Annotated in this window: 21 protein-coding genes; 15 read left to right on the forward strand and 6 right to left on the reverse strand. The window is 60.8% G+C overall.

Translation table 11 applies throughout. From position 1 onward, the window contains the following. Positions 1-11: 11 nt before the first annotated feature. Positions 12-824 (reverse strand): cytochrome C assembly family protein, encoded by an 813-nt coding sequence (locus ASD70_RS23780; protein ID WP_043046858.1) that lies wholly within the window; start codon positions 822-824, stop codon positions 12-14. A gap of 232 nt (positions 825-1,056) precedes the next feature. On the opposite strand from ASD70_RS23780, the gene ffh reads away from it, so the two are divergent. The 6 genes from ffh to ASD70_RS23810 all read left to right on the forward strand — a co-directional run bounded on the left by ffh (position 1,057) and on the right by ASD70_RS23810 (position 5,125). Then, complete coding sequence (gene ffh / locus ASD70_RS23785; RefSeq protein ID WP_017139724.1) at positions 1,057-2,433, forward strand: signal recognition particle protein; 1,377 nt, start codon at positions 1,057-1,059, stop codon at positions 2,431-2,433. A 251-nt stretch (positions 2,434-2,684) separates the two neighbouring features. Further along, positions 2,685-2,936, forward strand: coding sequence for a 30S ribosomal protein S16 (gene rpsP, locus ASD70_RS23790; protein WP_003175899.1), 252 nt, complete (start codon positions 2,685-2,687; stop codon positions 2,934-2,936). 5 nt (positions 2,937-2,941) lie between these two features. Beyond that, positions 2,942-3,478 carry a ribosome maturation factor RimM gene (rimM, locus tag ASD70_RS23795; protein ID WP_003175898.1) on the forward strand — a complete coding sequence of 179 codons (537 nt, stop codon included), beginning with the start codon at positions 2,942-2,944 and terminating at the stop codon, positions 3,476-3,478. Continuing rightward, positions 3,460-4,233, forward strand: a complete 774-nt coding sequence (gene trmD, locus ASD70_RS23800) for a tRNA (guanosine(37)-N1)-methyltransferase TrmD (protein ID WP_173664496.1) — start codon at positions 3,460-3,462, stop codon at positions 4,231-4,233. Before rimM ends, trmD begins: the two co-directional genes overlap by 19 nt. 45 nt (positions 4,234-4,278) lie before the next feature. Then, entirely contained in the window at positions 4,279-4,629 is a 351-nt protein-coding gene (gene rplS, locus ASD70_RS23805; RefSeq protein ID WP_003175895.1) for a 50S ribosomal protein L19, read from the forward strand. Between the two features lie 82 nt (positions 4,630-4,711). Next, a complete protein-coding gene (locus ASD70_RS23810) occupies positions 4,712-5,125 on the forward strand; it encodes an acyl-CoA thioesterase (protein WP_046069405.1) in 414 nt (137 codons plus the stop codon). On the opposite strand, the gene ASD70_RS23815 is transcribed toward ASD70_RS23810, so the two are convergent. Further along, the gene (locus ASD70_RS23815) at positions 5,126-6,934 is read right to left on the reverse strand and encodes a cation:proton antiporter (protein ID WP_056847583.1); all 1,809 of its coding nucleotides are present in this window, start codon (positions 6,932-6,934) and stop codon (positions 5,126-5,128) included. 106 nt (positions 6,935-7,040) lie between these two features. Here ASD70_RS23815 and xerD point away from each other — a divergent pair, with 106 nt between their 5' ends. The 6 genes from xerD to ASD70_RS23845 all read left to right on the forward strand — a co-directional run bounded on the left by xerD (position 7,041) and on the right by ASD70_RS23845 (position 17,228). Continuing rightward, positions 7,041-7,937: a site-specific tyrosine recombinase XerD gene (gene xerD / locus ASD70_RS23820; RefSeq protein WP_046069403.1), complete on the forward strand. Its 897-nt coding sequence runs from the start codon at positions 7,041-7,043 to the stop codon at positions 7,935-7,937. Between the two features lie 148 nt (positions 7,938-8,085). Further along, a complete protein-coding gene (locus ASD70_RS23825; protein ID WP_046069402.1) occupies positions 8,086-8,817 on the forward strand; it encodes a thioredoxin fold domain-containing protein in 732 nt (243 codons plus the stop codon). Positions 8,818-8,945: 128 nt separating this feature from the next. Next, complete coding sequence (locus ASD70_RS23830; protein ID WP_043046862.1) at positions 8,946-10,250, forward strand: homoserine dehydrogenase; 1,305 nt, start codon at positions 8,946-8,948, stop codon at positions 10,248-10,250. Between the two features lie 66 nt (positions 10,251-10,316). After that, a complete protein-coding gene (thrC, locus tag ASD70_RS23835) occupies positions 10,317-11,726 on the forward strand; it encodes a threonine synthase (protein ID WP_043046863.1) in 1,410 nt (469 codons plus the stop codon). 173 nt (positions 11,727-11,899) lie between these two features. Further along, entirely contained in the window at positions 11,900-15,469 is a 3,570-nt protein-coding gene (locus ASD70_RS23840; RefSeq protein ID WP_056847584.1) for an ATP-binding protein, read from the forward strand. A gap of 514 nt (positions 15,470-15,983) precedes the next feature. Further along, positions 15,984-17,228: an EAL domain-containing response regulator gene (locus tag ASD70_RS23845; RefSeq protein ID WP_056847585.1), complete on the forward strand. Its 1,245-nt coding sequence runs from the start codon at positions 15,984-15,986 to the stop codon at positions 17,226-17,228. Here ASD70_RS23845 and ASD70_RS23850 read toward each other — a convergent pair. After that, a complete protein-coding gene (locus ASD70_RS23850; protein WP_056847586.1) occupies positions 17,197-17,859 on the reverse strand; it encodes a response regulator transcription factor in 663 nt (220 codons plus the stop codon). The two genes, ASD70_RS23845 and ASD70_RS23850, sit on opposite strands and share 32 nt — an antisense overlap. 207 nt (positions 17,860-18,066) lie before the next feature. On the opposite strand from ASD70_RS23850, the gene ASD70_RS23855 reads away from it, so the two are divergent. Further along, positions 18,067-18,351 (forward strand): DUF3509 domain-containing protein, encoded by a 285-nt coding sequence (locus ASD70_RS23855; protein WP_046069398.1) that lies wholly within the window; start codon positions 18,067-18,069, stop codon positions 18,349-18,351. 172 nt (positions 18,352-18,523) lie between these two features. Here ASD70_RS23855 and ASD70_RS23860 read toward each other — a convergent pair whose 3' ends face one another. After that, entirely contained in the window at positions 18,524-19,723 is a 1,200-nt protein-coding gene (locus ASD70_RS23860; protein WP_056847587.1) for a CaiB/BaiF CoA transferase family protein, read from the reverse strand. Positions 19,724-19,854: 131 nt separating this feature from the next. Here ASD70_RS23860 and ASD70_RS23865 point away from each other — a divergent pair, with 131 nt between their 5' ends. Together ASD70_RS23865 and recJ are read left to right on the forward strand one after the other, a co-directional pair. Further along, positions 19,855-20,397 (forward strand): YaeQ family protein, encoded by a 543-nt coding sequence (locus tag ASD70_RS23865; RefSeq protein ID WP_003193952.1) that lies wholly within the window; start codon positions 19,855-19,857, stop codon positions 20,395-20,397. A gap of 150 nt (positions 20,398-20,547) precedes the next feature. After that, positions 20,548-22,257, forward strand: a complete 1,710-nt coding sequence (recJ, locus tag ASD70_RS23870) for a single-stranded-DNA-specific exonuclease RecJ (protein WP_046069396.1) — start codon at positions 20,548-20,550, stop codon at positions 22,255-22,257. Between the two features lie 137 nt (positions 22,258-22,394). Here the strand turns inward: recJ and ASD70_RS23875 are convergent, their stop codons facing one another. Both ASD70_RS23875 and mprF read right to left on the reverse strand, forming a co-directional pair. Continuing rightward, complete coding sequence (locus ASD70_RS23875; protein ID WP_046069395.1) at positions 22,395-23,675, reverse strand: virulence factor family protein; 1,281 nt, start codon at positions 23,673-23,675, stop codon at positions 22,395-22,397. Further along, positions 23,675-26,317: a bifunctional lysylphosphatidylglycerol flippase/synthetase MprF gene (mprF, locus tag ASD70_RS23880; RefSeq protein ID WP_046069394.1), complete on the reverse strand. Its 2,643-nt coding sequence runs from the start codon at positions 26,315-26,317 to the stop codon at positions 23,675-23,677. Before mprF ends, ASD70_RS23875 begins: the two co-directional genes overlap by 1 nt. Positions 26,318-26,572 lie beyond the last annotated feature (255 nt).

The following is a 26,572-nucleotide window of genomic DNA, read 5'->3' on the forward strand; positions in this document are numbered from 1 at the left end:
ATCGCCGCTCGTCAGATATGCAGGATGTATTCGCGAACCAGCTTGCTGCCGAAATAGGCCAGCATCAGCAGGCAGAAACCGGCCAGGGTCCAGCGGATTGCCTTGTGGCCGCGCCAGCCGAGGCGGTTGCGGCCCCACAGCAACACGCTGAACACCACCCAGGCTAGGCACGCCAGCAAGGTCTTGTGCACCAGGTGCTGGGCGAACAGGTTCTCGACGAACAGCCAGCCGGAGATCAGCGACAGCGACAGCAGGGTCCAGCCGGCCCACAGGAACCCGAACAGCAGGCTTTCCATGGTTTGCAGCGGCGGGAAGTTCTTGATCAGCCCGGACGGGTGCTTGTGCTTGAGCTGGTGGTCCTGCAGCAGCAGGAGCAGGGCCTGGAATACCGCGATGGTGAACATGCCGTAGGCGAGGATCGACAACAGGATATGGGCAAGGATGCCCGGTTCCTCGTCAATCACCTGCACGGTGCCAGTGGGCGCGAATTGCGCCAGCAGCACTGTCAGCATGCCCAAGGGGAATAGCAGCACCAGCAGGTTCTCGACTGGAATGCGGTAGCAGGCCAGCAGCGTCAGCGCGATCACGGCCGCGGCGATCAGGCTGGCGGCGCTGAAAAAGTCCAGGCCCAGGCCCACCGGCGTCATCAGGTGAGTGAACAGGCTGGCGGCATGGGCCAGCAGGGCCAGCACGCCAAGGCCGACGAGCAGACGTTTGTCCGCTTTGGCGCCTTGGGCCAGACGAGTGCCCTGATAGAGAGTCGCAGCGGCATACAGAATGGCGGCGGCGAGGCTGGGTAGCAAACTGGGTGACAAGGGGAGCATAAATCCTGGTAGGCAAGCCCGAAAGGCGTTGAGTTTGGCACACACCTGCGCTGCAAGAAAGACTCCCGGGCCAGACAGCGGGTGTGCATGGGCGCAGTCTTCGCTATAATCCGCGACCTGCCCACGCCGCAGGCTCGGTGAGCGCTGTTTTTAATAGCGATTGACCACAGCCTGGGCCGCCATTACCTCGGTCTACCTGCATTTCGATGAGTAGGGCCTGAAAGGATCGCGCATGTTTGAAAACTTGACTGACCGTCTCTCGCAGACGCTGCGCCACGTTACCGGCAAGGCCAAGCTGACCGAGGACAATATTAAAGACACCCTGCGTGAAGTGCGCATGGCGTTGCTGGAAGCCGACGTGGCCTTGCCGGTGGTGAAGGACTTCGTCAACTCGGTCAAAGAGCGCGCGGTCGGCACCGAAGTGTCCCGCAGCCTGACCCCGGGCCAGGCCTTCGTAAAGGTCGTCCAGGCCGAACTCGAAAGCCTGATGGGCGCGGCCAACGAAGATTTGAACCTCAGTGCCGTGCCACCGGCCGTCGTGCTGATGGCGGGTTTGCAGGGCGCAGGTAAAACCACCACCGCCGGCAAACTGGCGCGCTTCCTTAAAGAGCGCAAGAAGAAATCCGTGATGGTGGTGTCGGCCGACGTGTACCGTCCGGCGGCCATCAAGCAGTTGGAAATGCTCGCAGGTGAAGTGGGCGTGACCTTCTTCCCGTCCGACCTGAGCCAGAAGCCGGTCGACATCGCCAACGCGGCGATTAAAGAAGCCAAGCTCAAGTTCATCGACGTGGTCATCGTCGATACCGCCGGTCGCCTGCACATCGACGAAGAGATGATGGGCGAGATCAAGGCGCTGCATGCCGCGATCAACCCGGTCGAGACGCTGTTCGTGGTCGATGCCATGACCGGCCAGGATGCGGCCAACACCGCCAAGGCCTTTGGTGACGCACTGCCGCTGACCGGCGTGATCCTCACCAAGGTCGACGGCGACGCCCGTGGCGGTGCTGCGCTCTCGGTGCGTGCCATCACCGGCAAGCCGATCAAGTTCATCGGTATGGGCGAGAAGAGCGACGCGCTCGAGCCGTTCCACCCCGAGCGTATCGCCTCGCGCATCCTCGGCATGGGCGACGTGCTCAGCCTGATCGAGCAGGCCGAAGCCACGCTGGACAAGGACAAGGCCGACAAGCTGGCCAAGAAGCTGAAGAAGGGCAAGGGCTTCGATCTCGAAGACTTCCGTGACCAGCTGCAACAGATGAAGAACATGGGCGGCCTCGGCGGCCTGATGGACAAGCTGCCGAACATCGGTGGTGTAAACCTGGCGCAGATGGGCAATGCCCAAGGCGCGGCAGAGAAGCAGTTCAAGCAGATGGAAGCCATCATCAACTCCATGACCCCGGCCGAGCGCCGCGACCCTGAGCTGATCAGTGGTTCGCGCAAGCGTCGGATCGCCATGGGCTCCGGCACCCAGGTGCAGGACATCGGTCGCTTGATCAAGCAGCACAAGCAGATGCAGAAGATGATGAAGAAATTCTCCGCCAAAGGCGGTATGGCCAAGATGATGCGCGGCATGGGCGGTATGTTGCCCGGCGGCGGCATGCCGAAAATGTAAAAGTTTCGAGCGGGAGTTCACTCCTGCTCCGACCCACAGGGATGTGGGATCTCCAGCAAACCCGCCGTTGGCGGGGGCTGACTCGCCGTTTTAACCGACGGCTCTATAGCAGATCTGAGTGGCACGCTGACTAGGCGCCAGAAAAAGACATTTGCAAAAGTCCGGATATTCCTTAGAATATGCGGCCTTTCGGGCACCTATGCCCGCTGTGCATTTAGATTTGCAGCACCGACTACAGGAACGATGTTCACATGCTAACAATCCGTCTTGCCCTTGGCGGCTCCAAAAAGCGCCCGTTTTACCACTTGACCGTAACCGACAGCCGCAACCCGCGCGACGGTTCGCACAAGGAACAGGTTGGTTTCTTCAACCCTGTTGCTCGTGGTCAAGAAGTTCGTCTGTCCGTGAACCAAGAGCGCGTAGCCTACTGGCTGAGCGTTGGTGCACAGCCATCCGAGCGCGTTGCAAAACTGTTGAAGGACTCGGCTAAGGCCGCAGCCTGAGCAATATGAACGCGACGCCAGCTGTTGCTGATGATTTGATCGTTATCGGCAAGATTTACTCTGTTCATGGCGTTCGCGGCGAAGTGAAGGTGTATTCCTTTACTGATCCGACTGAAAACCTGTTGCAGTACAAGACCTGGACGCTCAAGCGCGAGGGTAGTGTGAAGCAGGTTGAGCTGGTCAGTGGACGCGGGAGCGATAAGTTCCTGGTCGCGAAGCTCAAGGGTCTTGATGATCGTGAAGAAGCTCGTCTTCTGGCCGGTTATGAGATCTGCGTGCCGCGCAACCTGTTCCCTGAATTGACCGACGGCGAGTACTACTGGTACCAGCTCGAAGGTCTGAAGGTTATCGATCAACTCGGGCAATTGCTGGGGAAAATCGACCATCTTCTGGAAACCGGCGCCAATGATGTAATGGTGGTCAAGCCTTGCGCTGGCAGCCTGGATGATCGCGAACGCCTGTTGCCCTATACCGAGCAATGCGTGTTGGCCGTCGACCTGGCAGCGGGCGAGATGAAGGTGGAATGGGACGCGGACTTCTAAGCGTGGCTAATTTGCGCATTGAAGTGATCAGTTTGTTTCCCGAGATGTTTTCCGCCATCAGCGAGTACGGCATCACCAGTCGGGCGGTGAAACAGGGGCTGTTGCAGCTTACCTGTTGGAACCCGCGAGACTACACGACGGATCGACATCACACTGTGGATGACCGCCCATTTGGCGGTGGCCCGGGCATGGTGATGAAGATCAAGCCCCTGGAAGATGCGTTGGTTCAGGCCAAGGCAGCCGCCGGGGAGAAGGCGAAGGTGATTTACCTGTCCCCTCAAGGCCGTCAGCTGAAACAGGCGGCGGTACGCGAACTGGCGAATGAGGAAAGTTTGATCCTGATTGCCGGTCGCTATGAAGGCATTGACGAGCGTTTTATTGAAGCTCATGTCGATGAAGAGTGGTCGATTGGGGACTATGTATTGTCTGGCGGCGAGCTGCCGGCAATGGTCCTGATAGATGCGGTTACACGACTGCTGCCTGGAGCTTTAGGGCATGTGGACTCTGCGGAGGAAGATTCCTTCACGGATGGTTTGCTGGATTGCCCGCACTACACCCGACCGGAGGTGTATGCGGATCAGCGTGTTCCCGACGTATTGCTAAGTGGCAATCACGCACACATCCGGCGTTGGCGTTTACAGCAGTCCCTTGGTCGGACCTATGAACGACGCGCCGATCTTCTGGAAAGCCGCTCGCTTTCTGGAGAAGAGAAGAAGCTGCTCGAGGAATACATCCTCGCGCGGGACGATAGTTAACAACGTATCGATGGTAGGTCCATTGACTTACCTTAGGAGCACAGCATGACTAACAAAATCATCCTTGCACTCGAAGCAGAGCAGATGACCAAAGAGATCCCTACCTTTGCCCCGGGCGACACCATTGTCGTTCAGGTGAAAGTGAAGGAAGGCGACCGTTCGCGTCTGCAAGCGTTCGAAGGCGTGGTAATCGCCAAGCGTAACCGTGGTGTGAACAGTGCTTTCACTGTTCGTAAAATCTCCAACGGTGTTGGCGTAGAGCGTACTTTCCAGACCTACAGCCCGCAAATCGACAGCATGGCCGTTAAGCGTCGCGGTGACGTACGTAAAGCCAAGCTGTACTACCTGCGTGACCTGTCCGGTAAAGCAGCTCGCATCAAGGAAAAACTGGCTTAAGTCCAGCTTCCCGATGCAGAAAAAAGCAGCCTACGGGCTGCTTTTTTGTGCCTGAAATTTGTCTATCTGCCGGTATTTGTCCATGACCACCCGCCTCGAAGAAATCCAGCGCCGCACCGACCTGTCCGTTACCCACGTGACCAAGGCCGTGTTCCCGCCGACTACCAACCACCACAACACCCTGTTCGGCGGCACCGCCTTGGCATGGATGGACGAAGTGTCGTTCATCGCCGCCACGCGCTTCTGTCGCTTGCCGTTGGTGACGGTCTCCACCGACCGTATCGACTTCAATCACGCAATCCCGGCCGGCTCCATTGTTGAGCTGATCGGCCGAGTGATCAAAGTCGGCAACACCAGCCTCAAGGTTGAAGTGGAAGTGTTTGTCGAGAGCATGAGCGCTGATGGCCGTGAAAAGGCGATCCAGGGCGTGTTCAGCTTTGTCGCGATTGACGCGGACAAACGCCCTGTACCGGTACTGCCTGGGTTTGCCGACTGATTACGCAGTGGTGCTGTTTTGCGGTTGAATCACCGCCAGCAGCGTCCAGCCGGCCACGGGCTTCAGGCTGCTCTCGGGCGTGACCACATGTACCCAGCCGCTGGTGTCCCGGGCAAACAGCAAGGTGGCGCGCTCCCCGTGCAACGCCTGGTACTGCTCCCAGCCAAAGCCATCGGTGAGGTTGGTGCTATATAGCTCGGCACCCTGGCCCAGCAGGCTTGCCAATTTGGTATAGCTCAGGGGTTGGCTGCCCAACAGGTGGCCGCGGTGTTCGTGGCTGGCCTTGTGTTTGTCGGTGCGACGGTTCTCCTGGCTGCTGGCCAGGGCGAACAATCGCTGGCCGAAATCATGTCGAAAACGCATGGTCGCCAAGGCGTTCAACTCGCCGGACGGGGAGAGCGCAAGCAAATGCCCCAGGCCGACCAGGTCCAGATGCGACTCGGCATGTTGGGAGGCAGGGTTACCGAAGTAGGTCGGCAGGCCCTCCATGCGACTGGCGCGGATGTTTTCCCAGCTTGAATCTGTCAGCAACACCCGGCTGCCCAATTGCTGCAATGCCTTGCCGAGTGCCCGCGCCGGGCCGTTTGCGCCGACGATCAGGAAACCGCTGGGCGCTGGCTCGGCGACTTTGAGCAAGCGCGCCAAGGGGCGCGCCGTGGCACTTTGCAGCACCACGGTGCCGATAATCACCGCGAAGGTAAGCGGCACCAGCAATAACGCGCCTTCATGACCCGCCTCATCCAGGCGGATCGCAAAGATCGCCGACACCGCCGCCGCCACAATGCCCCGTGGCGCGATCCAGGCCAGCAGTGCACGCTCGCGCCAGTTCAGTCCGGAGCCGAAGGTCGAGAGAGCCACGTTCAGCGGGCGGGCAATAAACTGGATGATCACCAGCAGAATCAGCACGAATGGACCCAGGGCGATCAAGGCATTCAGGTCCAGGCGCGCCGCCAACAGGATGAACAGCCCGGAAATCAGCAGCACACTGAGGTTTTCTTTGAAGTGCAGGATGTGTCTTACATCCACACCCTTCATGTTCGCCATCCACATGCCCATCAGCGTGACCGCCAGCAGGCCGGACTCATGCATCACCTGGTTGGCGGCAATGAAGATGCCCAGCACACCCGCCAGCGTCGCCAAGTTATGCAGGTATTCCGGCAACCACTGGCGGCGCATGATCTGCCCCAGTACCCAGCCGCCGGCGATCCCGAACAGGCTACCGCAGAGGATGACGCCGCCAAAGGTCAGCAGGCTATGGCTCAAGCCGTCGCCCGAAGCCCGGGCAATGATGAAGCTGTAGACCACTACCGCCAGCAGCGCGCCGATCGGGTCGATGACGATGCCTTCCCAGCGCAGGATATTGGCGATGGAGGCTTTGGGGCGTACCACGCGCAGCATCGGCACGATCACGGTCGGCCCGGTCACCAGGGTCAGCGTGCCGAACAGCAGCGCGAGCATCCAGTCAAAGCCCAGCAGCCAGTGCGTGGCCAGGGTGATCACCGCCCAAGTCGACAGGGCACCGACCGTGACCAGGCGATGCACCACGCTGCCGATTTCCTTCCATTCCGACAGGTGCAGGGTCAGGCTGCCTTCGAACAGGATCAACGCCACGGCCAGGGACACCAACGGCATTAACAGAGGGCCGAACATCTCCTGCGGGTCGAGCCAGCCCAGTACCGGCCCCGCCAAAATACCCGTCAATAACAGAAACAGGATCGCCGGCAACTTGAGCCGCCACGCCAGCCATTGGCAACCCAATGCCGCCACTCCAACGCCGCCAAAGGCCAGCAAAATCTGTTGTTCATTCATTGAAGCTTCCTGTTCCTTGAAGTAGCGGGCTATGAAAGACTAGCGGCCCTTGCCACAGTTCACTAAATAATTCGCACAGCCCCATGCTGCGCTGCCTTGAGTACCCATGCCCGCCATCGACCACCCTTTGATCGACCGTTTCCTTGACGCCCTCTGGCTGGAAAAAGGCCTGTCGGACAACACGCGCCAGGCGTATCGCAGCGACCTGGCCCTGTTCAATGGCTGGTTGCAGGACAAAAACCTTGAGTTGATCAACGCCGGGCGTGAGCTGATCCTCGATCATCTGGCGTGGCGCCTTGAGCAGAACTACAAACCACGCTCCACCGCACGATTCCTGTCCGGCGTGCGCGGCTTTTACCGCTACCTGCTGCGGGAAAAGCTCATTGCGACCGATCCCACTCTACAAATCGATATGCCGCAATTAGGTAGGCCTCTTCCTAAATCTTTGTCGGAAGCTGACGTGGATGCTCTGTTGGCTGCGCCGGATCTCAGTGAAGCCATCGGCCAACGCGACCGCGCCATGCTGGAAGTGTTGTACGCCTGCGGCCTGCGTGTGACCGAGCTGATCAGCCTGACCCTGGAGCAAGTCAACCTGCGCCAGGGCGTGCTGCGGGTGATGGGCAAGGGCAGCAAGGAGCGGCTGGTGCCCATGGGTGAGGAAGCGATCGTGTGGGTCGAACGCTACATGCGCGATGCGCGCCACGAATTGCTCGGTGGGCGCCCCAGTGATGTGCTGTTCCCCAGCCTGCGCGGCGAGCAAATGACCCGCCAGACCTTCTGGCACCGCATCAAGCACCAGGCCAAAGTGGCTGGAATCGGCAAGGCCCTGTCGCCCCACACCTTGCGCCATGCATTCGCTACCCATTTGCTCAACCACGGCGCCGATTTGCGTGTGGTTCAAATGCTGCTCGGCCACAGCGACTTATCCACCACTCAGATCTACACCCATGTGGCCCGCGCACGTTTGCAGGACATGCACGCCAAGCATCACCCAAGGGGATAAAACTGTCAGAAACGGCCCAATTTACCTGCCGCAGTCTGCCCCCCGGCCCAACTGTGGTAGGCTTTGCCGGTTCGCAAAGGGGACGACCCGAGTTGGGTTCCAGATCGATATTCTGCTCCCGTCCCTGCCTCTGCCTTCAGGAGTTCCCATGCGCTTGACCCAGATTATTGCCGCCGCAGCCATTGCGTTGGTTTCCACCTTTGCTGTCGCCGATGATGCGGCCGAGCAGACCATTCGCAAGAGCCTGGCCAACCTGGCGCTCGACACCCCGATCGAAAGCATCAGCGCCAGCCCCATGGCCGGCCTGTATGAAGTCAAGCTCAAGGGCAGCCGTGTGCTGTACGCCAGTGCCGATGGCCAGTACATCGTGCAGGGCTACCTGTTCCAGCTCAAGGATGGCAAGCCGGTCAACCTGACCGAGAAGGCCGAGCGCCTGGGCGTGTCCAAGCTGATCAACGGTATCCCGGTGGCTGAAACCGTGGTGTACCCGGCCATCGGCGAGACCAAGACCCACATCACCGTGTTCACCGACACCACCTGCCCGTACTGCCACAAGCTGCACGCCGAGATACCGGCACTGAACAAGCTGGGTGTGGAAGTGCGCTATGTAGCGTTCCCGCGCCAGGGCCTGGGTTCGCCGGGTGACGAGCAGTTGCAAGCCGTATGGTGCTCGGCCGACAAGAAAGCGGCCATGGACAAGATGGTCGATGGCAAGGAAATCAAGGCGGCCAAATGCGCCAACCCGGTTTCCAAGCAGTTCGCCCTCGGCCAGTCCATTGGTGTGAACGGTACACCGGCCATCGTTTTGGCCGACGGTCAGGTGATTCCGGGCTACCAGCCGGCGCCGCAAGTTGCCAAACTGGCACTGGGTGCCAAGTAAGCATTAATCGTCGAGCCTTTGACGATCATGACCCGCCGAACTGTCGACGGGTCATTAATTGAGAGCCGCAGTTGTGCGGCTGTTTTCACGGCCGACCTTGAGTCGGCCGTTTCATGGGGAGTTCTTCAGTGAAACCGGTCAAAGTAGGCATCTGTGGGTTAGGGACCGTCGGTGGCGGTACCTTCAACGTACTTCAGCGTAACGCTGAAGAAATTTCCCGCCGTGCAGGGCGTGGGATTGAAGTGGCGCAAATTGCCACGCGTTCGCCAAAGCCTCAGTACGAAACGACCGGTATTGCGATTACCAACGATGTCTTCGCCGTAGCCACCAACCCTGAAATCGATATCGTCATCGAACTGGTGGGCGGCTATACCGTGGCCCGCGAGCTGGTGCTCAAGGCCATCGAGAACGGCAAGCACGTGGTCACCGCCAACAAGGCGCTGATCGCCGTGCATGGCAACGAGATCTTCGCCAAGGCCCGCGAAAAAGGCGTGATTGTCGCGTTCGAAGCCGCGGTGGCCGGTGGTATCCCGGTGATCAAGGCGATCCGTGAAGGCCTGTCTGCCAACCGTATCAACTGGGTGGCCGGCATCATCAACGGCACCGGTAACTTCATCCTCACCGAAATGCGCGAGAAGGGCCGTACCTTCGAAGACGTACTGGCCGAAGCCCAGGCCCTGGGTTACGCCGAGGCCGACCCGACCTTTGACGTGGAAGGCATCGACGCAGCGCACAAGCTCACCATCCTGGCCTCCATTGCCTTTGGTATCCCGCTGCAGTTCGACAAGGCCTACACCGAAGGCATCACCAAGCTGACCACTGCCGACGTGAACTACGCCGAAGCCCTGGGCTACCGCATCAAGCACCTGGGCGTGGCGCGCAGCACCCCGGCAGGCATCGAGTTGCGTGTGCACCCGACGCTGATCCCGGCCGACCGCCTGATCGCCAACGTCAATGGCGTGATGAATGCGGTGATGGTCAACGGCGACGCCGCCGGCTCCACCCTGTTCTACGGCGCCGGCGCCGGCATGGAGCCGACCGCCTCGTCGGTGATCGCCGACCTGGTGGACGTGGTCCGCGCTATGACCAGCGACCCGGAAAACCGCGTACCGCACCTGGCCTTCCAGCCGGACTCGCTGTCGGCCCATCCGATTTTGCCGATCGAAGCCTGCGAAAGCGCCTACTACCTGCGCATCCAGGCCCAGGATCATCCCGGCGTGCTGGCCCAGGTGGCGAGCATCCTGTCGGAGCGCGGCATCAATATCGAGTCGATCATGCAGAAGGAAGTCGAGGAGCAAAACGGCCAGGTGCCGATGATCCTGCTGACCCACCGCGTGCTCGAGCAGCATATCAACGATGCCATCCACGCCCTGGAAGCTCTGCAAGGTGTGGTTGGCCCGGTGGTGCGTATTCGCGTCGAACACCTGAACTAACCGATTGTTCCAGGGGCCCCGACTGTTTGGCGGCCTCTGTTCGAGAATGTTTTAGAGGAGCCAGTCATGCGTTACATCAGCACCCGCGGCCAGGCACCGGCCCTGAATTTCGAAGACGTCCTGCTGGCAGGCCTTGCCACCGACGGCGGCCTGTACGTGCCGGAAAACCTGCCGCGCTTCACCCAGGAAGAAATCGCTTCCTGGGCCGGCCTGCCGTACCACGAGCTGGCGTTCCGGGTGATGCGCCCGTTCGTTACCGGCAGCATTCCGGATGCGGATTTCAAGAAGATCCTGGAAGAGACGTACGGCGTGTTTTCCCACAATGCCATCGCACCCTTGCGCCAACTGAACGGCAACGAGTGGGTTCTTGAACTGTTCCACGGCCCGACCCTGGCGTTCAAGGACTTCGCACTGCAATTGCTGGGGCGTTTGCTCGATTATGTGCTGGAGAAGCGCGGCGAACGCGTGGTGATCATCGGCGCCACTTCCGGTGATACCGGCTCCGCGGCCATCGAAGGGTGCAAGCACTGCGAAAACGTCGACATCTTCATCCTGCACCCGCACAAGCGCGTGTCGGAGGTGCAGCGCCGGCAGATGACCACCATCTTCGGTGAGAACATCCACAACATCGCCATCGAAGGCAACTTCGACGACTGCCAGGAAATGGTCAAGAACAGCTTCGCTGACCAGAGTTTCCTCAAGGGCACCCGCCTGGTGGCAGTGAACTCGATCAACTGGGCGCGGATCATGGCCCAGATCGTCTACTACTTCCACGCCTCCCTGCAACTGGGCGGCCCGGCGCGTTCGGTGTCGTTCTCGGTACCCACCGGCAACTTCGGCGACATCTTCGCCGGTTACCTGGCGCGCAACATGGGCCTGCCGATCAACCAGCTGATCGTCGCCACCAACCGCAACGACATCCTGCACCGCTTCATGAGCGGCAACCAGTACGTCAAGGAAACCCTGCACGCCACGCTGTCGCCGTCCATGGACATCATGGTGTCGTCGAACTTCGAACGCCTGCTTTTCGACATGCACGGTCGCAACGGCGCGGCCCTGGCCGAACTGATGAGCAGCTTCAAGCAAGGTGGCGGTTTCAGCGTTGATGAGGAACGCTGGACCGAAACCCGCAAGCTGTTCGACTCCCTGGCCGTGGACGATGCGCAGACTTGCGAAACCATTGCTGAGGTCTATGCCCAGACCGGCGAAGTGCTCGACCCGCACACGGCAATCGGTGTGAAGGCCGCCCGCGAATGCCGCCGCAGCCTGGACATCCCGATGGTGATCCTCGGCACTGCGCACCCGGTCAAGTTCCCCGAGGCGGTGGAGAAGGCCGGTGTTGGCAAGGCCTTGGAATTGCCGGAGCACTTGGTCGACCTGTTCGAGCGTGAAGAGCGCTGCACCGTGCTGGCTAACGACCTGAAGGCTGTGCAGGCGTTTGTCAGCCAGCACGGTAATCGCGGCAAGCCGCTCTGATCGATAGTTCGGCCTGAATATTGAGAGGCATCTATCTGCTGTTCCTCTCACATTTGATCCGAATTCATCCGGCAAATATCGCTTTTGCAGTCGGCCAAGCCCGTCCTCGTGACGGGCTTTTTTATTTTGGCGAGCCATACTTGCTCACTTGCCCAATCAAGGAAATCCAATCGGTGCAGGTTTTGATCCAATGGACATGGCGGCTGATGTGCATGCTGTGGCTTACCCAAATACCGGCAGGCCTGGCGGCCGTCAGCCTGCCCTTCAAACTGGTGCCGGCATTTATCCCCCTTGAGCCGTTGCCCCTGGCGCCCGCCGAGCAGCAGTGGCTGGCGACGCACCGACCATTGAAGGTGGGCATTTCCATTGATGACTACCAGCCGATTGATATCACCCGCGACCGCAATCGCTACCAGGGCATCAGTGCCGATTACCTGAGCCTGGTCGGTGCTCGGTTGCAGGTGCCCATGCAGGTACTGGGCTTTGCCGAGCGGGCCCAGGCGGTTGAGGCGCTGCGCAGTGGGGCCATCGATATCCTGACCAGCGCCAATGGCTATGAACGCGATGTCCCCGGGTTGCACTTCACCCAGGACTACATGCCCGATCAATCCGTAGTGGTGTTGCGTCGTGACGAGTTTCAAGACGACGATCTGGCGGGCAAGAAAGTGGTGTTGCTCGACGGCTACGCCAATGTGCATAACGTGCAGGCGGCTTACCCTGATAGCCACATCATGCTTGCTCCCAACCTTTACAGCGGCCTGGAAGCACTCAAGCAAGGCGATGCCGATGCGTTTATCGGCAATGAAGTGATTGTTCGGGCCTATAAGTCGCTGCGGCCTTATCTGGGCTTGCAGATCAAGGAGCAGAGCCGGCTGGCCCCCATCGGTTTTGCCTTCGCCACCCGTGCGGCCGAGCCGTTGCTGGGAGCGATGATGAACCGTGCCCTGGCGAGTATCGACGAGTCGGTGCAGCGCGAAATCCTCGCACGCTGGACCACCGGGCTCGGCGTCGGTTTCAGCGGCGAGCGTGTTGCGCTGTCGGCCTCGGAACGCACTTGGTTATTGCAGCATCCCCATGTCGTGGTAGTGGCCCAACAGATGTCGCCCTACATATTCAAGGACAAGGACGGTCACTGGGTGGGCTTGAACGTCGACCTGTTGCATCGCATTTCGCGCATGACCGGTTTGCAGTTTGTCATCGAAGAAGTGCATTCCACCGCGCAAACCCTGGAGTGGCTGGAAACGGGCAGGGCGCAGATGAACACCACCCTGGCGGCGAATCAGGAACGCAGGGCGTTGCTCGACTTCAGCCACGGTTTTGGCGGCTCCGGCTGGGTGTTTGTCGAACGCGCCGATACGGCGCCGCTGACCGGTTTGAAGCAGTTGGAGGGCAAGGTCCTGGCGCTGCCGGCGCGCCATGTGCTGGAGAATGATATCCGCCAGATGTACCCCCGGATCGAGCTGCGGCTGGTGGACAATTACGCCCAGGCCCGTGAGTTGGTGCAAAGGGGTGAAGCGGCCGCCACCGTGCAGACCGAAGTGGAGGTGCAGAGTTATACCGAGGACGGTTTGCGAATCGGCCGCAGTGTCGATGGCAAGTGGTCGTCAAACTGCCTGTCGGTGCGCAAGGATCAGCCTGAGCTGTTGAGCATCCTGAACAAAGCCCTGGAGGCCTTGCCGGTGGCCGAGTTGAGCGCGTTGCGCCTGCGTTGGATCGGCGCCGTGGCGATTCCGTTGCCGGCCTGGCAGCGGGTGCCGCCATGGGCTTATTGGACGGTGGCCACGGCGCTGTTGTTTGTGCTGGTGTCGCTGGTGTGGAACAGCCGGCTCAAGCGCCAGATCCGCCAGCGGCTGGAAGCCGAGCAGCGCCTCAATGACCAATTGGCGTTCAAGCGCGCCTTGCTCGATGGCATGCCCAATCCGTTGTTCGTCCGCGACCTGGCCGGGCGGCTGATGACCTGCAACAAGAGTTATGAACAGCAACTGGCGACCCGGCTGGAGCTGATCCAGGGCCTCACGCTGATGGAGAGCAGGGTAATGCCCGAAGCCACGGCGGCGCGCCTGCACGCAGGACACATGGAACAACTGGCCACGCAACAGCCGTTGTTTGTTGATCGGCAGCTGGAGTTCAACGGCGGCAGCTTGCACGTCTACCAGTGGACCGTGCCCTTCTTCGACGCCCAGGGCCGCTTGCAGGGGCTGCTGGGCGGTTGGATCGACATCAGCGAACGCAAAGACCTGGAGCACCAACTGATGGATGCCCGCCAGGCCGCCGACGAAGCGAACTACGCCAAAAGTGCGTTTCTCTCCTCCTTGAGCCACGAGATTCGTACACCCATGACCGCCATCATTGGTTTGCTCGAGCTGGAACAAGAGCGCTGCCTGGCAAGCGGCCAGGCGGTGTCTGAAGCGCTGCAGGTGGCCCATCGTTCGGCACGGGAGCTGATCGCCTTGATGGGTGACAGCCTGGACCTGGCCAAGATCGAGGCCGGTCACCTGCAACTGGTTCCGCAGACCGTCGAGTTGAAGGGCTTTTTTGAAGGCATCCAGCGCCTGTTCGAAGCTACGGCACAAAAAAAGGGTCTGCATTTGACCCTGGCATTTGATCCGGCCGCCCAGGGCTATTACTGGTTCGACCCGCTGCGCTTGCGCCAGGTCATGCACAACCTGTTGGGCAACGCGTTGAAGTTTACCGAGCGGGGGGGGGTTCGCCTCAGTGTCAGTTGCCAGCGCGATGAGAACGACGCCGAGTATCTGCACCTTTGCGTCGAGGACAGCGGCCCGGGGATCAGCGCCGAGCAGCAGCCGCGTGTGTTCAAGCCGTTTACCCAGGTGAGCGCACTGACCACGGCGGAACATGGCGGTACCGGGTTGGGCCTGAGTATCTGCAAGCAATTGGTGGAGTTGATGGGCGGGCGCATTCACCTCGACAGCGTGGTGGGCGAGGGCACGGTGGTGTGCATTGACCTGCGCCTGGATCGGGTCAGCACCGATGATGTGCCGGCGACGCCGACCGCAACGTTGCCACCCCTGGGGCGCAGCCTCTCGGTGCTGGTGGTCGATGACCTGGCGGCCAATCGCCTGGTGCTGGCCCAGCAGTTGCAGTTCCTCGGGCATCAGGTGATTGCATTGGATTCAGCCGACGCCGCGTTGCAACGTTGGCGTGAGCAACATTTCGACGTGGTGGTGACCGATTGCCAGATGCCGGGCATGTCCGGGTATGCCTTGAGCGAGGCGATCCGGCGCATCGAAGCCGGGCAACAACGGTCCCGTTGCGCCGTAATCGGTTGTACCGCGAACGCCATGAACGATGAGCTACAACGCTGCGAGGAGGCTGGCATGGATGAGCTGCTGGTCAAGCCTGTGACCCTGGAGCACTGGACCCGTGTGCTGGCCCGCGTGGCGTCGCAGCGCTCGTTCGACATCCAGGCCTTGCGCACCATGACCCAGGCCGACGGGCCGGTGCTGCGCAGCATGTTGCAGGAACTGGCAAAGAGCCTGGATCACGAACATGAGGTATTGGCGGGCGCCCTGGCCGAGCGTGACGTTGCGCGCTTGAATGCGGCGCTGCACCGGCTCAAGGGTATTTGCTCGCTGGTGGATGCCCTGCCACTGGCCAAGGCGTGCATGGCCCTGGAAAAATGTGCGCGCGAACAGCGCGGCGCCGATCTGGAGGAGCCTTGGTTGAAGTTGTCCGAGGTATTGAAGGTGTTCCGGCGCGACCTGCAGCCCTATCTGGATTGACTGCCAACGCGATGCAATGTGGGAGGGGGTTTGCCCCCAATGGCGGCGGCTCAGTCACAGATGTGCTTGCTGACACTCCCTCATCGGGGCATAGGTATCTACACAACTTTGGTGCGCTGCTGCTCCCTGGCAGCTTATAGCTATATGACTGATGCACCGCGATCCAAGTGTGGGAGGGGGCTTGCTCCCGATGGCGGTCTGAGAGCCGACCAGGATGTTGGATCAGACCGAGTACATATCCGTTATTTAGGTAACGGCGTCTATGGGTTCCGCCCTTACGGCCAGCGTGGTTTAACGGGGCGCCTAAGATCAAAAGCAAGATCAAGGGCGGCTCGCTGCGCATCGTAGTTACCGTCGGCGGCTACACAGTTGTGTAGATACCCATGCTCAGCGGGGGCAGGCCCTCTCCCACATTTGATCATCCCTGAGACCGCATTTAGGACATGTCCTATGGGGCTGTGCGGGACATCTGAGTAGTGTGTCAGCCTCTGCCCCGATGCCGACTCAATGAACCATGCGCTCTCTCAACGTCCTGATCCTCGAAGACAACCCGTTTCAACTGATGGCACTGCACCAGATGCTCAATGCCAATGGCGTGTTCAACGTACTGACCGCCGAGAATGTCGAAACGGCCCGCCAATCCCTGGACAGCAAAGGCCCGGTGGATATCGCCATTTGCGATCTATACCTGGAGCAGGGGGATGGCCTGGAACTGATCCGCGAATTGGCCGAGCGCCGTCTGGCCCAAGTGCTGGTCCTGCTCAGTAATGCCGAGCCTGATGTGTTGGAAGGCGTTGCGAATATGGCACGGCAGATGGGACTCAAGGTATTGGCGTGCCTGCCCAAGCCGGCCTCGGCAACGTTGATCGGGCAAGTCTTGGCCGACTGCCAGGCGCACTTGCGTCCTGGGCCACTGGTGCTGTCCTGGGAGCGCGTGCGCCAGTTGCTGGGCTTGAGCGACAGCGAGCAATTGCCGCCGTCGGCCGATATCAGCCAGGTCGCTATCGCGGCGTGTGGCAGGGTCTGGTATCAGCCCATCGTCAGCCAGGCCGGTGTGCTTCAAGGTGTAGAGGCGCTGGCGCGTTGGCAGTTATCGGAAGGCGAGCTGCTGCTACCTGATGAATTCCTGCCGGTGCTCGAGTTTGCCGGCATGGAGGAGGCCTTTACCTGGCACGTGCTGGAACAGGCGCTCGGCCTCGCGAACCTGGTCATGGGCGAGACCGGCCAAGTGTTGCCGGTAGCGGTGAACATTCCTGGGCGCATGCTCGAGCGAGCGCACTTTCCCCAGGTGCTGCAAGGCTTGCTGCAACTTCACGGCGTGCCCGCCCACAGCCTGACTCTGGAGCTGGTGGAAGCCTCGACGTTGAAAACCGACAGCGCGCATGTCACCGGCCTTCTGCGCCTGCGCATGTTGGGTTGCCAGTTATCTATCGGTGATTTCGGCATGGGCGGCACCAGCTTGCAACATTTGCTGGAATTGCCTTTCACCGAACTGAAGATCCCCCCGGCCTTTGCCTGCGGGATGGCCAATGACGACCGCAAGGCCGCGGTGGTGGCGGGTGCCATGAGTATGGCCAAGCGGCTGAACATCGCCGTGGTGGTCACTGGCGTGGAAACTGTCGCCGACTATCACGCTGTGGGTGAGCTGGGAGCCGCGTGGCTGCAAGGCTGCTTCATTGCCCGACCGATGGATGCCGAGGCGATCAAGCAATGGATCGCATTTCAGGCTAGGCCAGCCCGTGTTCCTGTACATAAATAAACAACGCGGCATCGTTGCCCAGCCCCAGCTTGCGCATGGCGCTGACTTTTTGTGCGCTGACGGTCTGCTTGCTGCGATGCAGGTGTGCGGCGATCGCGCCTACGGTCATGCCACTGGCCAACAGGCGAATCACCTCCAGCTCCCGGGGTGACAGCTGTTCCCGGGAGTGCAGGCGATCAGCGCCGACTTCTCCGGCCAGGCTCAGCGCCTGGCGAATGGTCTGGGCCACATAGGTGCGTTGCTGGCGCACTTGGCGGATTGCCTGCGGCAGTTCATCGGCCAGGCTGGCCTTGCTCAGCAGGCCCATGACGCCCAACGCCAGGATGGAATGAAACAGCCCGGCGTTATTGAGCATGGTCACCACCACAACGGGCAGGTTCGGATGGTGCCGGCGCAGTTGCTCGATCAGGCGCAACCCGTCGGCCTCCGGTTCGGCGGGCATCATGAAGTCGGTCACCAGCACATCGCAGGCACAGTGTTGCAGCAACGCACTGAGAGCCTGGGGTGAGTTCGCCTCGCCGACGATGCTGAGGTGCGGGTCACGCTCGAGCACGGCGCGCAGGCCAATCAGGAAAATCGGATGATCGTCGGCAATGACGACGCGCAAAGGTGTTTCAGACGCGGCTCTCAAGGCAGGCTCCCAGGCTAATTCAGGGATTCTAGCCTGTGAGCGGGTGTTTTTTCTCTGTCATGTTTTCCGTGCATGCTCGTTTCCCTCAAGCAGCGGATTACACAAAAGGTAGAACTTTCTGCTTTGAGCACGGGTCACTTGAATGTCAGCATCTTCGTGACATTTTTGTTTTTCGAACCTTTTTCGAATGATTGAGTGGTGATCGAGATGGAAAGTATCAACCTATTGCTCAGTGAGGCACTGAGCCCTTATCAGGTTACGCTGACCACTTCTGGTGTGCGGGACGACTGCCTGGTAACCGTGAAGAATCCCGGTGGCGCCATTGTGGTTGAACGTGAAGTCGACCGTGGGCAGTTGATCGATAAACGTGCGTTGGTAGATGTGGTGGATTGCCTGCTTCGCGACCTGAAGATCGCCGAAGGGCGTCTGGAACCCTCGGTCATTGCAGCCTTGCGCAACGCCGCCCAGACCCGTGGCGGCGCACTGGCGTGAAACATTATTTTTCTTCGGAACCTTCCTACGGGGCGGTCAGTCAGAGTTGGTATCAGCAAGAGCAATCATTGTGCTCCGGTGTTTGTTGCTTGCTGTGCGGGCCTTTTTTGTAGGCCACGTTTAACCCCGAGTTGTCTCCCCACTGCTCGGGGTTTCTTTTTGCCCGCGATTTTTAGATCGCACCATTCTCACGCAGGCGGGTAATAGCCGCCACGTCGTAGCCCAGGGCATTGAGCACCACGCTGTTGTGTTCACCCAATTGCGGCCCGACCCATTCGCAGCTGCCCGGTGTATCCGAGAGCTTGGGCACTATGCCCGGCATCTTGAAGTCCTTGCCGCCTGGAAGTTGCGCCTTGAGGAACATTTCCCGGGCCAGGAATTGCGGGTCGCCCAGCATGTCTTCGGCGCTGTAGATACGGCTGGCGGGCACCTCGGCCTTGTTCAGTTGCTCAACCACCTGGTCCAGCGGCAGCGAATTGACCCAGCGGTCGATCACGCCGTACAGCTCGTCGCGGCGCAGGTCTCGCCCGTCATTGCTGGCCAACTGTGGGTCATTCGCCAAGTCGTCACGCCCGATGGTGGCCATGAAGCGTTTGAAAATCGCATCGCCGTTGGCGCCGATCTGCACATGCTTGCCGTCCGCACTGGTGTGGATCGAGGAGGGGGTGATGCCGGGCATGATGTTGCCGGTGCGTTCGCGAATAAACCCGAATACGTCGAACTCGGGGATCATGCTTTCCATCATGGCGAAGATGGCTTCATACAACGCCACATCCACCACCTGGCCCAGGCCGCCGTTGACTTCGCGATGACGCAGCGCCATCAACGCACCGATCACCGCCCACAGCGCGGCAATCGAGTCGCCGATGGAGATCCCGGTGCGCACGGGCGGGCGGTCCTCGAAGCCGGTGATATAGCGCAAGCCCCCCATGGACTCGCCCACCGCGCCAAACCCCGGCTGATCCTTCATCGGCCCGGTCTGGCCGAAGCCCGAGAGCCGCACCATCACCAGTTTGGGGTTCAATGCGTGCAGGGTTTCCCAGCTCAAGCCGAGTTTTTCCAGCACGCCGGGGCGGAAGTTTTCGATCAGGATGTCGGCGTCGGCCAGCAGTTGCTTGAGGATCGCCAGGCCATCGGGGTGCTTGAGGTTGAGGGTCAGCGACTGCTTGTTACGCGCCTGCACGAACCACCACAACGAGGTACCCTCATACAGCTTGCGCCACTTGCGCAGCGGGTCACCGCCGTCCGGCGATTCGACCTTGATCACCTCGGCACCGAATTCAGCGCAGATCCGCGACGCGAATGGGCCGGCAATCAATGTGCCCAGTTCGATGACTTTCAGACCGGCAAGGGGTTTGGCATTAAGCGACATGGGGATCCTTACAAGCACGGGACGGAGGTGTCTTGCTTTTTAACATAGGTGAGCAGATGCAGCGCAGATTCGTTGAATGACCCCGCCATCGGTTAGACTGGCCACCTTTCCCTGTCTCTAGAAGCCCGTTCATGGCCCAGCCGTCCACGACCTACAAATTCGAACTCAACCTCACCGACCTCGACCGCTCGGTGTATGAGAGCGTCAAACAGACCATCGCCCGCCACCCTTCGGAAACCGAAGAGCGCATGACCGTGCGTCTGCTGGCCTACGCCCTTTGGTACAACGAGCAGTTGGCGTTCGGGCGTGGCCTGTCAGATGTAGACGAGCCGGCCCTGTGGGAAAAAAGCCTGGATGATCGGGTTTTGCACTGGATCGAAGTCGGCCAGCCGGATGCCGACCGCCTGACCTGGTGCTCGCGCCGCACCGAGCGCACCAGCCTGCTGGCCTATGGCAGCCTGCGTGTGTGGGAAGGCAAGGTAGTGCCGGTGGCCAACAACCTGAAGAACGTGCACATCGCTGCCGTGCCCCAGGAAGTGTTGGAGACCCTGGCCAAGGACATGCCGCGGGTGATCAAGTGGGATGTGATGATCAGCGAAGGTACGATCTTCGTGACCGACGACCGTGGCCAGCATGAAGTGCAACTGCAATGGCTGGTTGGCGAGCGCGGTTGAATCGTGGCTGAGCACGGCTCCCTGTAGGAGCGAGCTTGCTCGCGAAAAACCTCCGGGCACCGCGATCACCCAGACATCCCGCGTCATCGTTAACCACCTTCGCGAGCAAGCTCGCTCCTACAATTATTAAAGAGAAGTTATCACCACCGTATGCGTATCGATCCCCGCCCATTGCCCGCCGTCTTGCCATTCCTCGGTGAATTGCCGCCGCTGTTGACCCGTCTCTACGCCGCACGCGGGGTGCAATCGGAAGCCGAACTGGACAAGAGCCTGGCGCGATTGATTCCCTACCAGCAGCTCAAGGGCATCGATGCGGCGGTGGACTTGCTGGTGACCGCCCTGGAGCAGCGCCAGCGCATCCTGATCGTCGGTGACTTCGACGCCGATGGCGCCACGGCGAGCACCGTGGGCACCCTGGGCCTGCGCTTGCTCGGGGCGGCCCATGTCGACTACCTGGTGCCCAACCGCTTCGAATACGGCTACGGCCTGACCCCGGAGATTGTCGCGGTGGCGCTGCAACGCGAACCGCAGTTGCTGATCACCGTGGACAACGGTATCTCCAGCGTCGAAGGCGTGGCGGCGGCAAAGGCGGCGGGATTAAAAGTGCTGGTGACCGACCATCACCTGCCGGGCGATGAACTGCCGGCGGCGGACGCCATCGTCAATCCGAACCAGCCGGGCTGCGGGTTTCCCAGCAAGGCCCTGGCCGGGGTCGGGGTGATTTTCTACGTGCTGATGGCCTTGCGTGCGCGTTTGCGCAGCTTGGGCTGGTATGACAACAGCCCACAGCCGAACATCGGTGAACTGCTCGACCTGGTGGCCCTGGGCAGTGTCGCCGACGTGGTGCCGCTGGACGCCAACAACCGCATCCTCGTCCATCAGGGCCTGGAGCGTATCCGTGCGGGTCGGGCGCGACCCGGGATCAAGGCGATCCTCGAAGTAGCCAAGCGCGATCATGCCCGCATCACCTCCACCGACCTGGGTTTTATCCTCGGCCCGCGTCTGAATGCGGCCGGGCGCCTGGATGATATGAGCCTGGGCATCGAATGCCTGCTCACTACCGACGTTGCCGCCGCACGGGAAATGGCCGCGCAACTGGACGGCATGAATCAGGACCGCAAATCCATCGAACAAGGCATGCAGCGCGAGGCCCTGGCCCAGCTCAAGGACTTGCCGGTGGAGTCGATGCCGTACGGCTTGTGCCTGTTCGACCCGGAGTGGCACCAGGGGGTGATCGGCATCCTCGCCTCGCGCATGAAAGAACGTTACTTCCGCCCGACCATTGCCTTTGCTGACGCGGGCGACGGCCTGCTCAAGGGTTCTGGGCGTTCGGTGCAAGGCTTTCATATCCGCGATGCGCTGGCGGTTGTCGCCAGCCAGCATCCCAACCTGATCACCAAATACGGCGGCCACGCCATGGCGGCGGGGCTGACCTTGCCCGAAGCGAACTTCCCACTGTTTGCCGAAGCCTTTGATGCCGAAGTGCGTCGGCAGCTGCGTGAAGAGGACCTCACCGGCCGCCTGCTCTCCGACGGCACCTTGGCCGTGGAAGAGTTCCACCTGGAGCTGGCCCGCGCCCTGCGCCATGCCGGCCCATGGGGGCAGCACTTTCCCGAGCCGTTGTTTCATGGTGTGTTTCAGTTGGTGGAGCAGCGGGTAGTGGGGGAGCGGCACCTGAAGGTGGTGCTCAAGAGCGAATGCGGGTCAGTGAAGCTCGATGGTATCGCCTTTGGCGTGGACCGCGAGGTGTGGCCGAACCCGACCGTGCGGTGGGTAGAGTTGGCTTATAAGCTGGATGTGAACGAGTTTCGCGGCAATGAGACTGTACAGCTGATGATTGCCCACATCGAACCGCGCTAGATATTACTGACAATACAAAACAAATGTGGGAGGGGGCTTGCTCCCGATAGCAGGGTGTCAGTCAATGATGTATGACTGATCCACCGCTATCGGGAGCAAGCCCCCTCCCACATTTGGTTTTGTGTACAGCCCTGGAGCTACTCGGTTTTGCCCTGGTGCTTGACGATAATGTCCACCAAGCGCTTGGCCAGCGCCGGGTAGTTTTCATCGAAGTGGTGCCCGCCCGGCAGCTTCATGGCTTCGCCCACCGCAGTCTTGTCGGTGCAGCCACTCTCATCGACTTCTTCCGCGCCGTAGATGCATACGACCTTCTCTGGCGGTAGCTTGGCCATTTCCGGGCCGGTCGCGGCTTCTTTGCCGGCGTTACCCAGCCAACCCTCCACTTCGATTTCAAAGCTGCCGGTGCGGGCGAAGGCCAGCAGGATGATTGCGTCGACCCGTTGCTGTTCGTTTTCCGGCATACGGTTGTAAATGGCCGGCAGTACATCGGCGCCAAACGAATAACCGGTCAGCACGAAGCGTTTGGTGCCCCATTTCTGCCGGTAGTGCTGCATCAGCTCAGTGAGGTCCTTGGCGCTTTGTTCCGGAGTCTTGTGCTGCCAGTAGTAGCGCAGGGTGTCGATGCCGACCACCGGGTAACCGATCTTGGCCATCTCGCCGGCCACGTCGCGATCCAGGTCGCGCCAGCCGCCGTCACCGGAGAGGAACAGGGTCACGGTGTCCTTGGCTTGGCCAGCGGGTACTTCCACCACTGGAATGGCCAGGCCGCCGTTGTCCGAACCTACCAGTTGCTTGCGCAACTCGTTGTTCAGGATTTGCGGGTAATGAATGTCGTAATCGCTGATGCTGGTGGTGGCACGCGGAGTGTCGCGTACGAAGCTGGCGCTTTCATCGTCAGGATTATCGTTCCACGCTACCAGCCAGTTGCCATGGGCGGCGGTTTTCGGCAGCGGGTCCTTGCAGCCTTCCTGGGTCAATGCGAAGCCCACCGAGATGGCGTTGGCCTTGTCATCGTTCTGGGTGGCCAGCCAGCGCCAGGCGAGTGCGGCGCCAGGGCCGATGCCGCTGACCAGGGTCGCTGGGCCCTTAAGCTGGGCCAGGGCGCCTTGCAGGGCTTGTTCCTGCACTGTGCAGTCAGCCTTGGGCAGCACCACCTGGATGATCTGTGCCGCGCCACCCTGGCTCAGGGCAATCAGCTGGCTGTCGGTCAGGGCTTCATCAGCCATCACCGCCACGGCTACACGAGCTTTCGCGGTGCTGGCCGGGGTCACGCGGGTCATCACCGAGCCGTCGGCCTGGGGCAATTGCTCCAGGGTCGGTTGCGGAGCAGGGCGGTTCCAGTACCAATAGCCGCCACCCAGGATCAGGGCGAGCAGCACTACAAAGGCCAATACATACCGCCAGGAGCGTCGAATCATCAGCGTTTCACCAATCCAGTCAAGCCGCCCGCGATCAGGGCGGCAGTATCGGCCAGTGCCACCAGCGGATCAAGTCCTGCGGGCACGGCCATGTAACGGGGTTCCCAGTCAGGCTGGAACTTGTCTTTGAAGCGGCGCAGACCTTGAAAGTTATACAGTTGCTCGCCACGACGGAACACCATCGAGCCCAGGCGCTGGGTCAACGGTGCGCCACGCCGCGGTTGCAGGCCCGACAGCGGCACCATGCCGAGGCTGAAGCGGGCGTAGCCGTGGTTCTTATAATGTTGAATCAGGCCCACCATCATGAACTCCATGGTCAGCTTGGGCGCGTCCGGGTGGGCACGCATCAGGTCAAGGCTGGCCAGGTCATGGTTGTAGGTTTCGAGCAGGTTGGCAAAGGCCACCGGGCGCCCTTCGAAGCGAATGATCGCAATACGGAAGTGCTTGAGGTAGTCGTCGCTGAAACGGCCCAGGGAGAAGCCCTTTTCCCGCACATTCTTACCTGTCAGCCAGGCATCGGAGATAACTTTTAATTCATCCATCGGCGCCTGGCCGGGTTCGAAGATTTCCAGGGACAGGCCGTCCCGGGTGCCACGGTTCCAGGTGTAGCGCAAATCCTTCATCTCTTTGCCCTTGGCTTCCAGGTCAAAGCGTTTCAGGTCGACGCGGGCTTCTTCGCCCAACTTGATCGCGGTGAGGCCGATGTCCATGTAGTACGGCAGGTTCTCGGCACGGACCTGATAGAACACCGGGCGGGCATGATGGATGTCGCACAGGTCACGGAACTGCCAGATCATCTCGGCACGCGGTTGGGTCGGGCCGATCGGGTCGTACAGGGCCACCAGGCTGCGTCCGCGACGGGCGTACATCAGGAAGGCTTCGTCGTTGGGGTGGAACAGCAGCGCCTTGTCGCCAGTCAGCGCCAGGCCGCCGTCGGGCTGGGAGGAGGCCATCAGGATCTTGGTGGCGCGCTCCAGTTCTTCCGACGTCGGCAAGTGGATGACCGGGCGTGCAGTGCGCAGCAGCCAGGTCAGCGACACGATTACCAGCAGTACCGCGGCACCCAGCAATGAGCGCAAGCCACGTGGGGCGTTGGCGTCGAGGGTGAACTGCCACCACAGTTGATGGCTGTAGGGCACGTCCTGATAGGCGAACAGCAGCAGCCAGATCGAAGCGCCGAGTACACAGACACTGGCCACCAGGTACAGCGGCGAAAAAGGCAACTCGGTCAGGCGGCTGGCGCGGTAGAACGAGCGACGGAAGATCGCCAGCAGCACCGCTGTCATGGTCATCAGGCTGGCTTCTTCCCAGTCGAAACCTTTAAGCAGCGAGAGCAGGGCCCCCACCAGCAGCAACACCATGGTCAGCATCCAGGCTGCCGACAAACGTCGACGCAGGCCCTGGGCAAGCAGCAGGCACAACACGCCGATCAGGCTGGCACCAAAGTGCGAAGCGTCAATCAGGCGGTGGGGAATCAGGAAGCCGATGTTTTCCAGGCGTGAGTCGATTTCTGGCGTGGCGCCGGAAAACAGCAGGACCACGCCGGACAAAAAAACCAGTACGGCCAGTACTGGCGCCGCCAGCCCCGAGGCCACCCGTAGGCTTTGCTGGGTCTGGAATAGACGCTGGGCCTCGTTGACCAGCAGGAACACACAGGCGATCAACAGCGGCAGGACCACATAGATCATCCGGTACAGCAGCAAGGCTGCAGCCAGGGGCGCGGCACCGAGTTTGTCGGCGAAGGCCGCCAGCAGGATCGCTTCGAATACACCCACGCCTCCCGGCACATGGCTGAGCACGCCGGCGGCCAGGGCCAGCAGGTACACCAGCAGGAACGGACCGAAGGGCGGTGCTTCCGGCAACAACATATAAAGGACGGTAGCGGCAGCGGCGACGTCCAGTGCGGTGATGATCAGTTGCAGGAAGGTCAGGCGACGGCCAGGCAGGCGCAGCGTACGGCGTCCGGCCTTGACCAGCAGGTTGTCGGGATAGGGCTGTTCCGGCAGGCGGCGGCGATAGATACCGATGCACAACGCGGCTGACAGCAGCAGCACGGCACCGGCGATGCCGCCGAGCAGGCCTTGCGGTAAATGCAGGTAAGTCGAGGCCGCCGGCAGGTTGCTCAAGGTGGCCAATGCGGCCAGTGGCGGCAGGGCACAGCCCAGGGCCAGGCTGGCGAACACGGTCATGTGCGCTACTTCCGACGCGCCGATGCCATGCCGTGCATATAGACGGTAGCGCACCGAGCCGCCCGAGAGCATCGACAAACCTATGGCGTTGCCGATGGCAAAGGCGGTGAAGCCACCCAGGGCCAGGGTCTTGGCGGGCAACTTCACCCCGGCATAACGGGCACCGGAGAATTCATAGCCGAGCAGGATGACGAAGCCGGCGACCGCCGCTGCAAACGCGCCGAGCAGGGATGGCTTGGGCACCTCCAGGATCGAGTCATGCAGGGCATAGAGATCCAGTTCCAGCAGCAGGTGTCGGCAAGCGATCAGGGCGATAGCAAACAACAGCAGCGTAACCGCCAGGCCGATAGGCTGCCGGTACTTGCTCAACAGATCCAGCCAGCGCAAGCGGGTGGGCGTGATCGGTTGTTCTGCTGTGACAGTGTCTTGTGGTTCAGACGAGTTGGCGCGCATCAATCACCTCGTGGATTGTGCGCGACAGGATGGGGGTATCCAGCCAAGTTACCAATCCCTATGGACAAAATAATTACAAATATTAACGCGGATCACCGGGTGGGGCGACTGCGGCCATTGGTCGTAGAGGGAAGCGCTTGAGCATTGAGGCTAGCGTGCAATGAGATGGACTCTACAAACCCTGTACGGTTTCATGAAAGATGCCATGTCATTGTTTCAGGAGAACTTTTTCACCGGATACAAAAAAGGCCACTC

The organism is Pseudomonas sp. Root569 (assembly GCF_001427465.1).
In the GTDB taxonomy this organism is placed as follows: Bacteria; Pseudomonadota; Gammaproteobacteria; order Pseudomonadales; family Pseudomonadaceae; genus Aquipseudomonas; species Aquipseudomonas synxantha.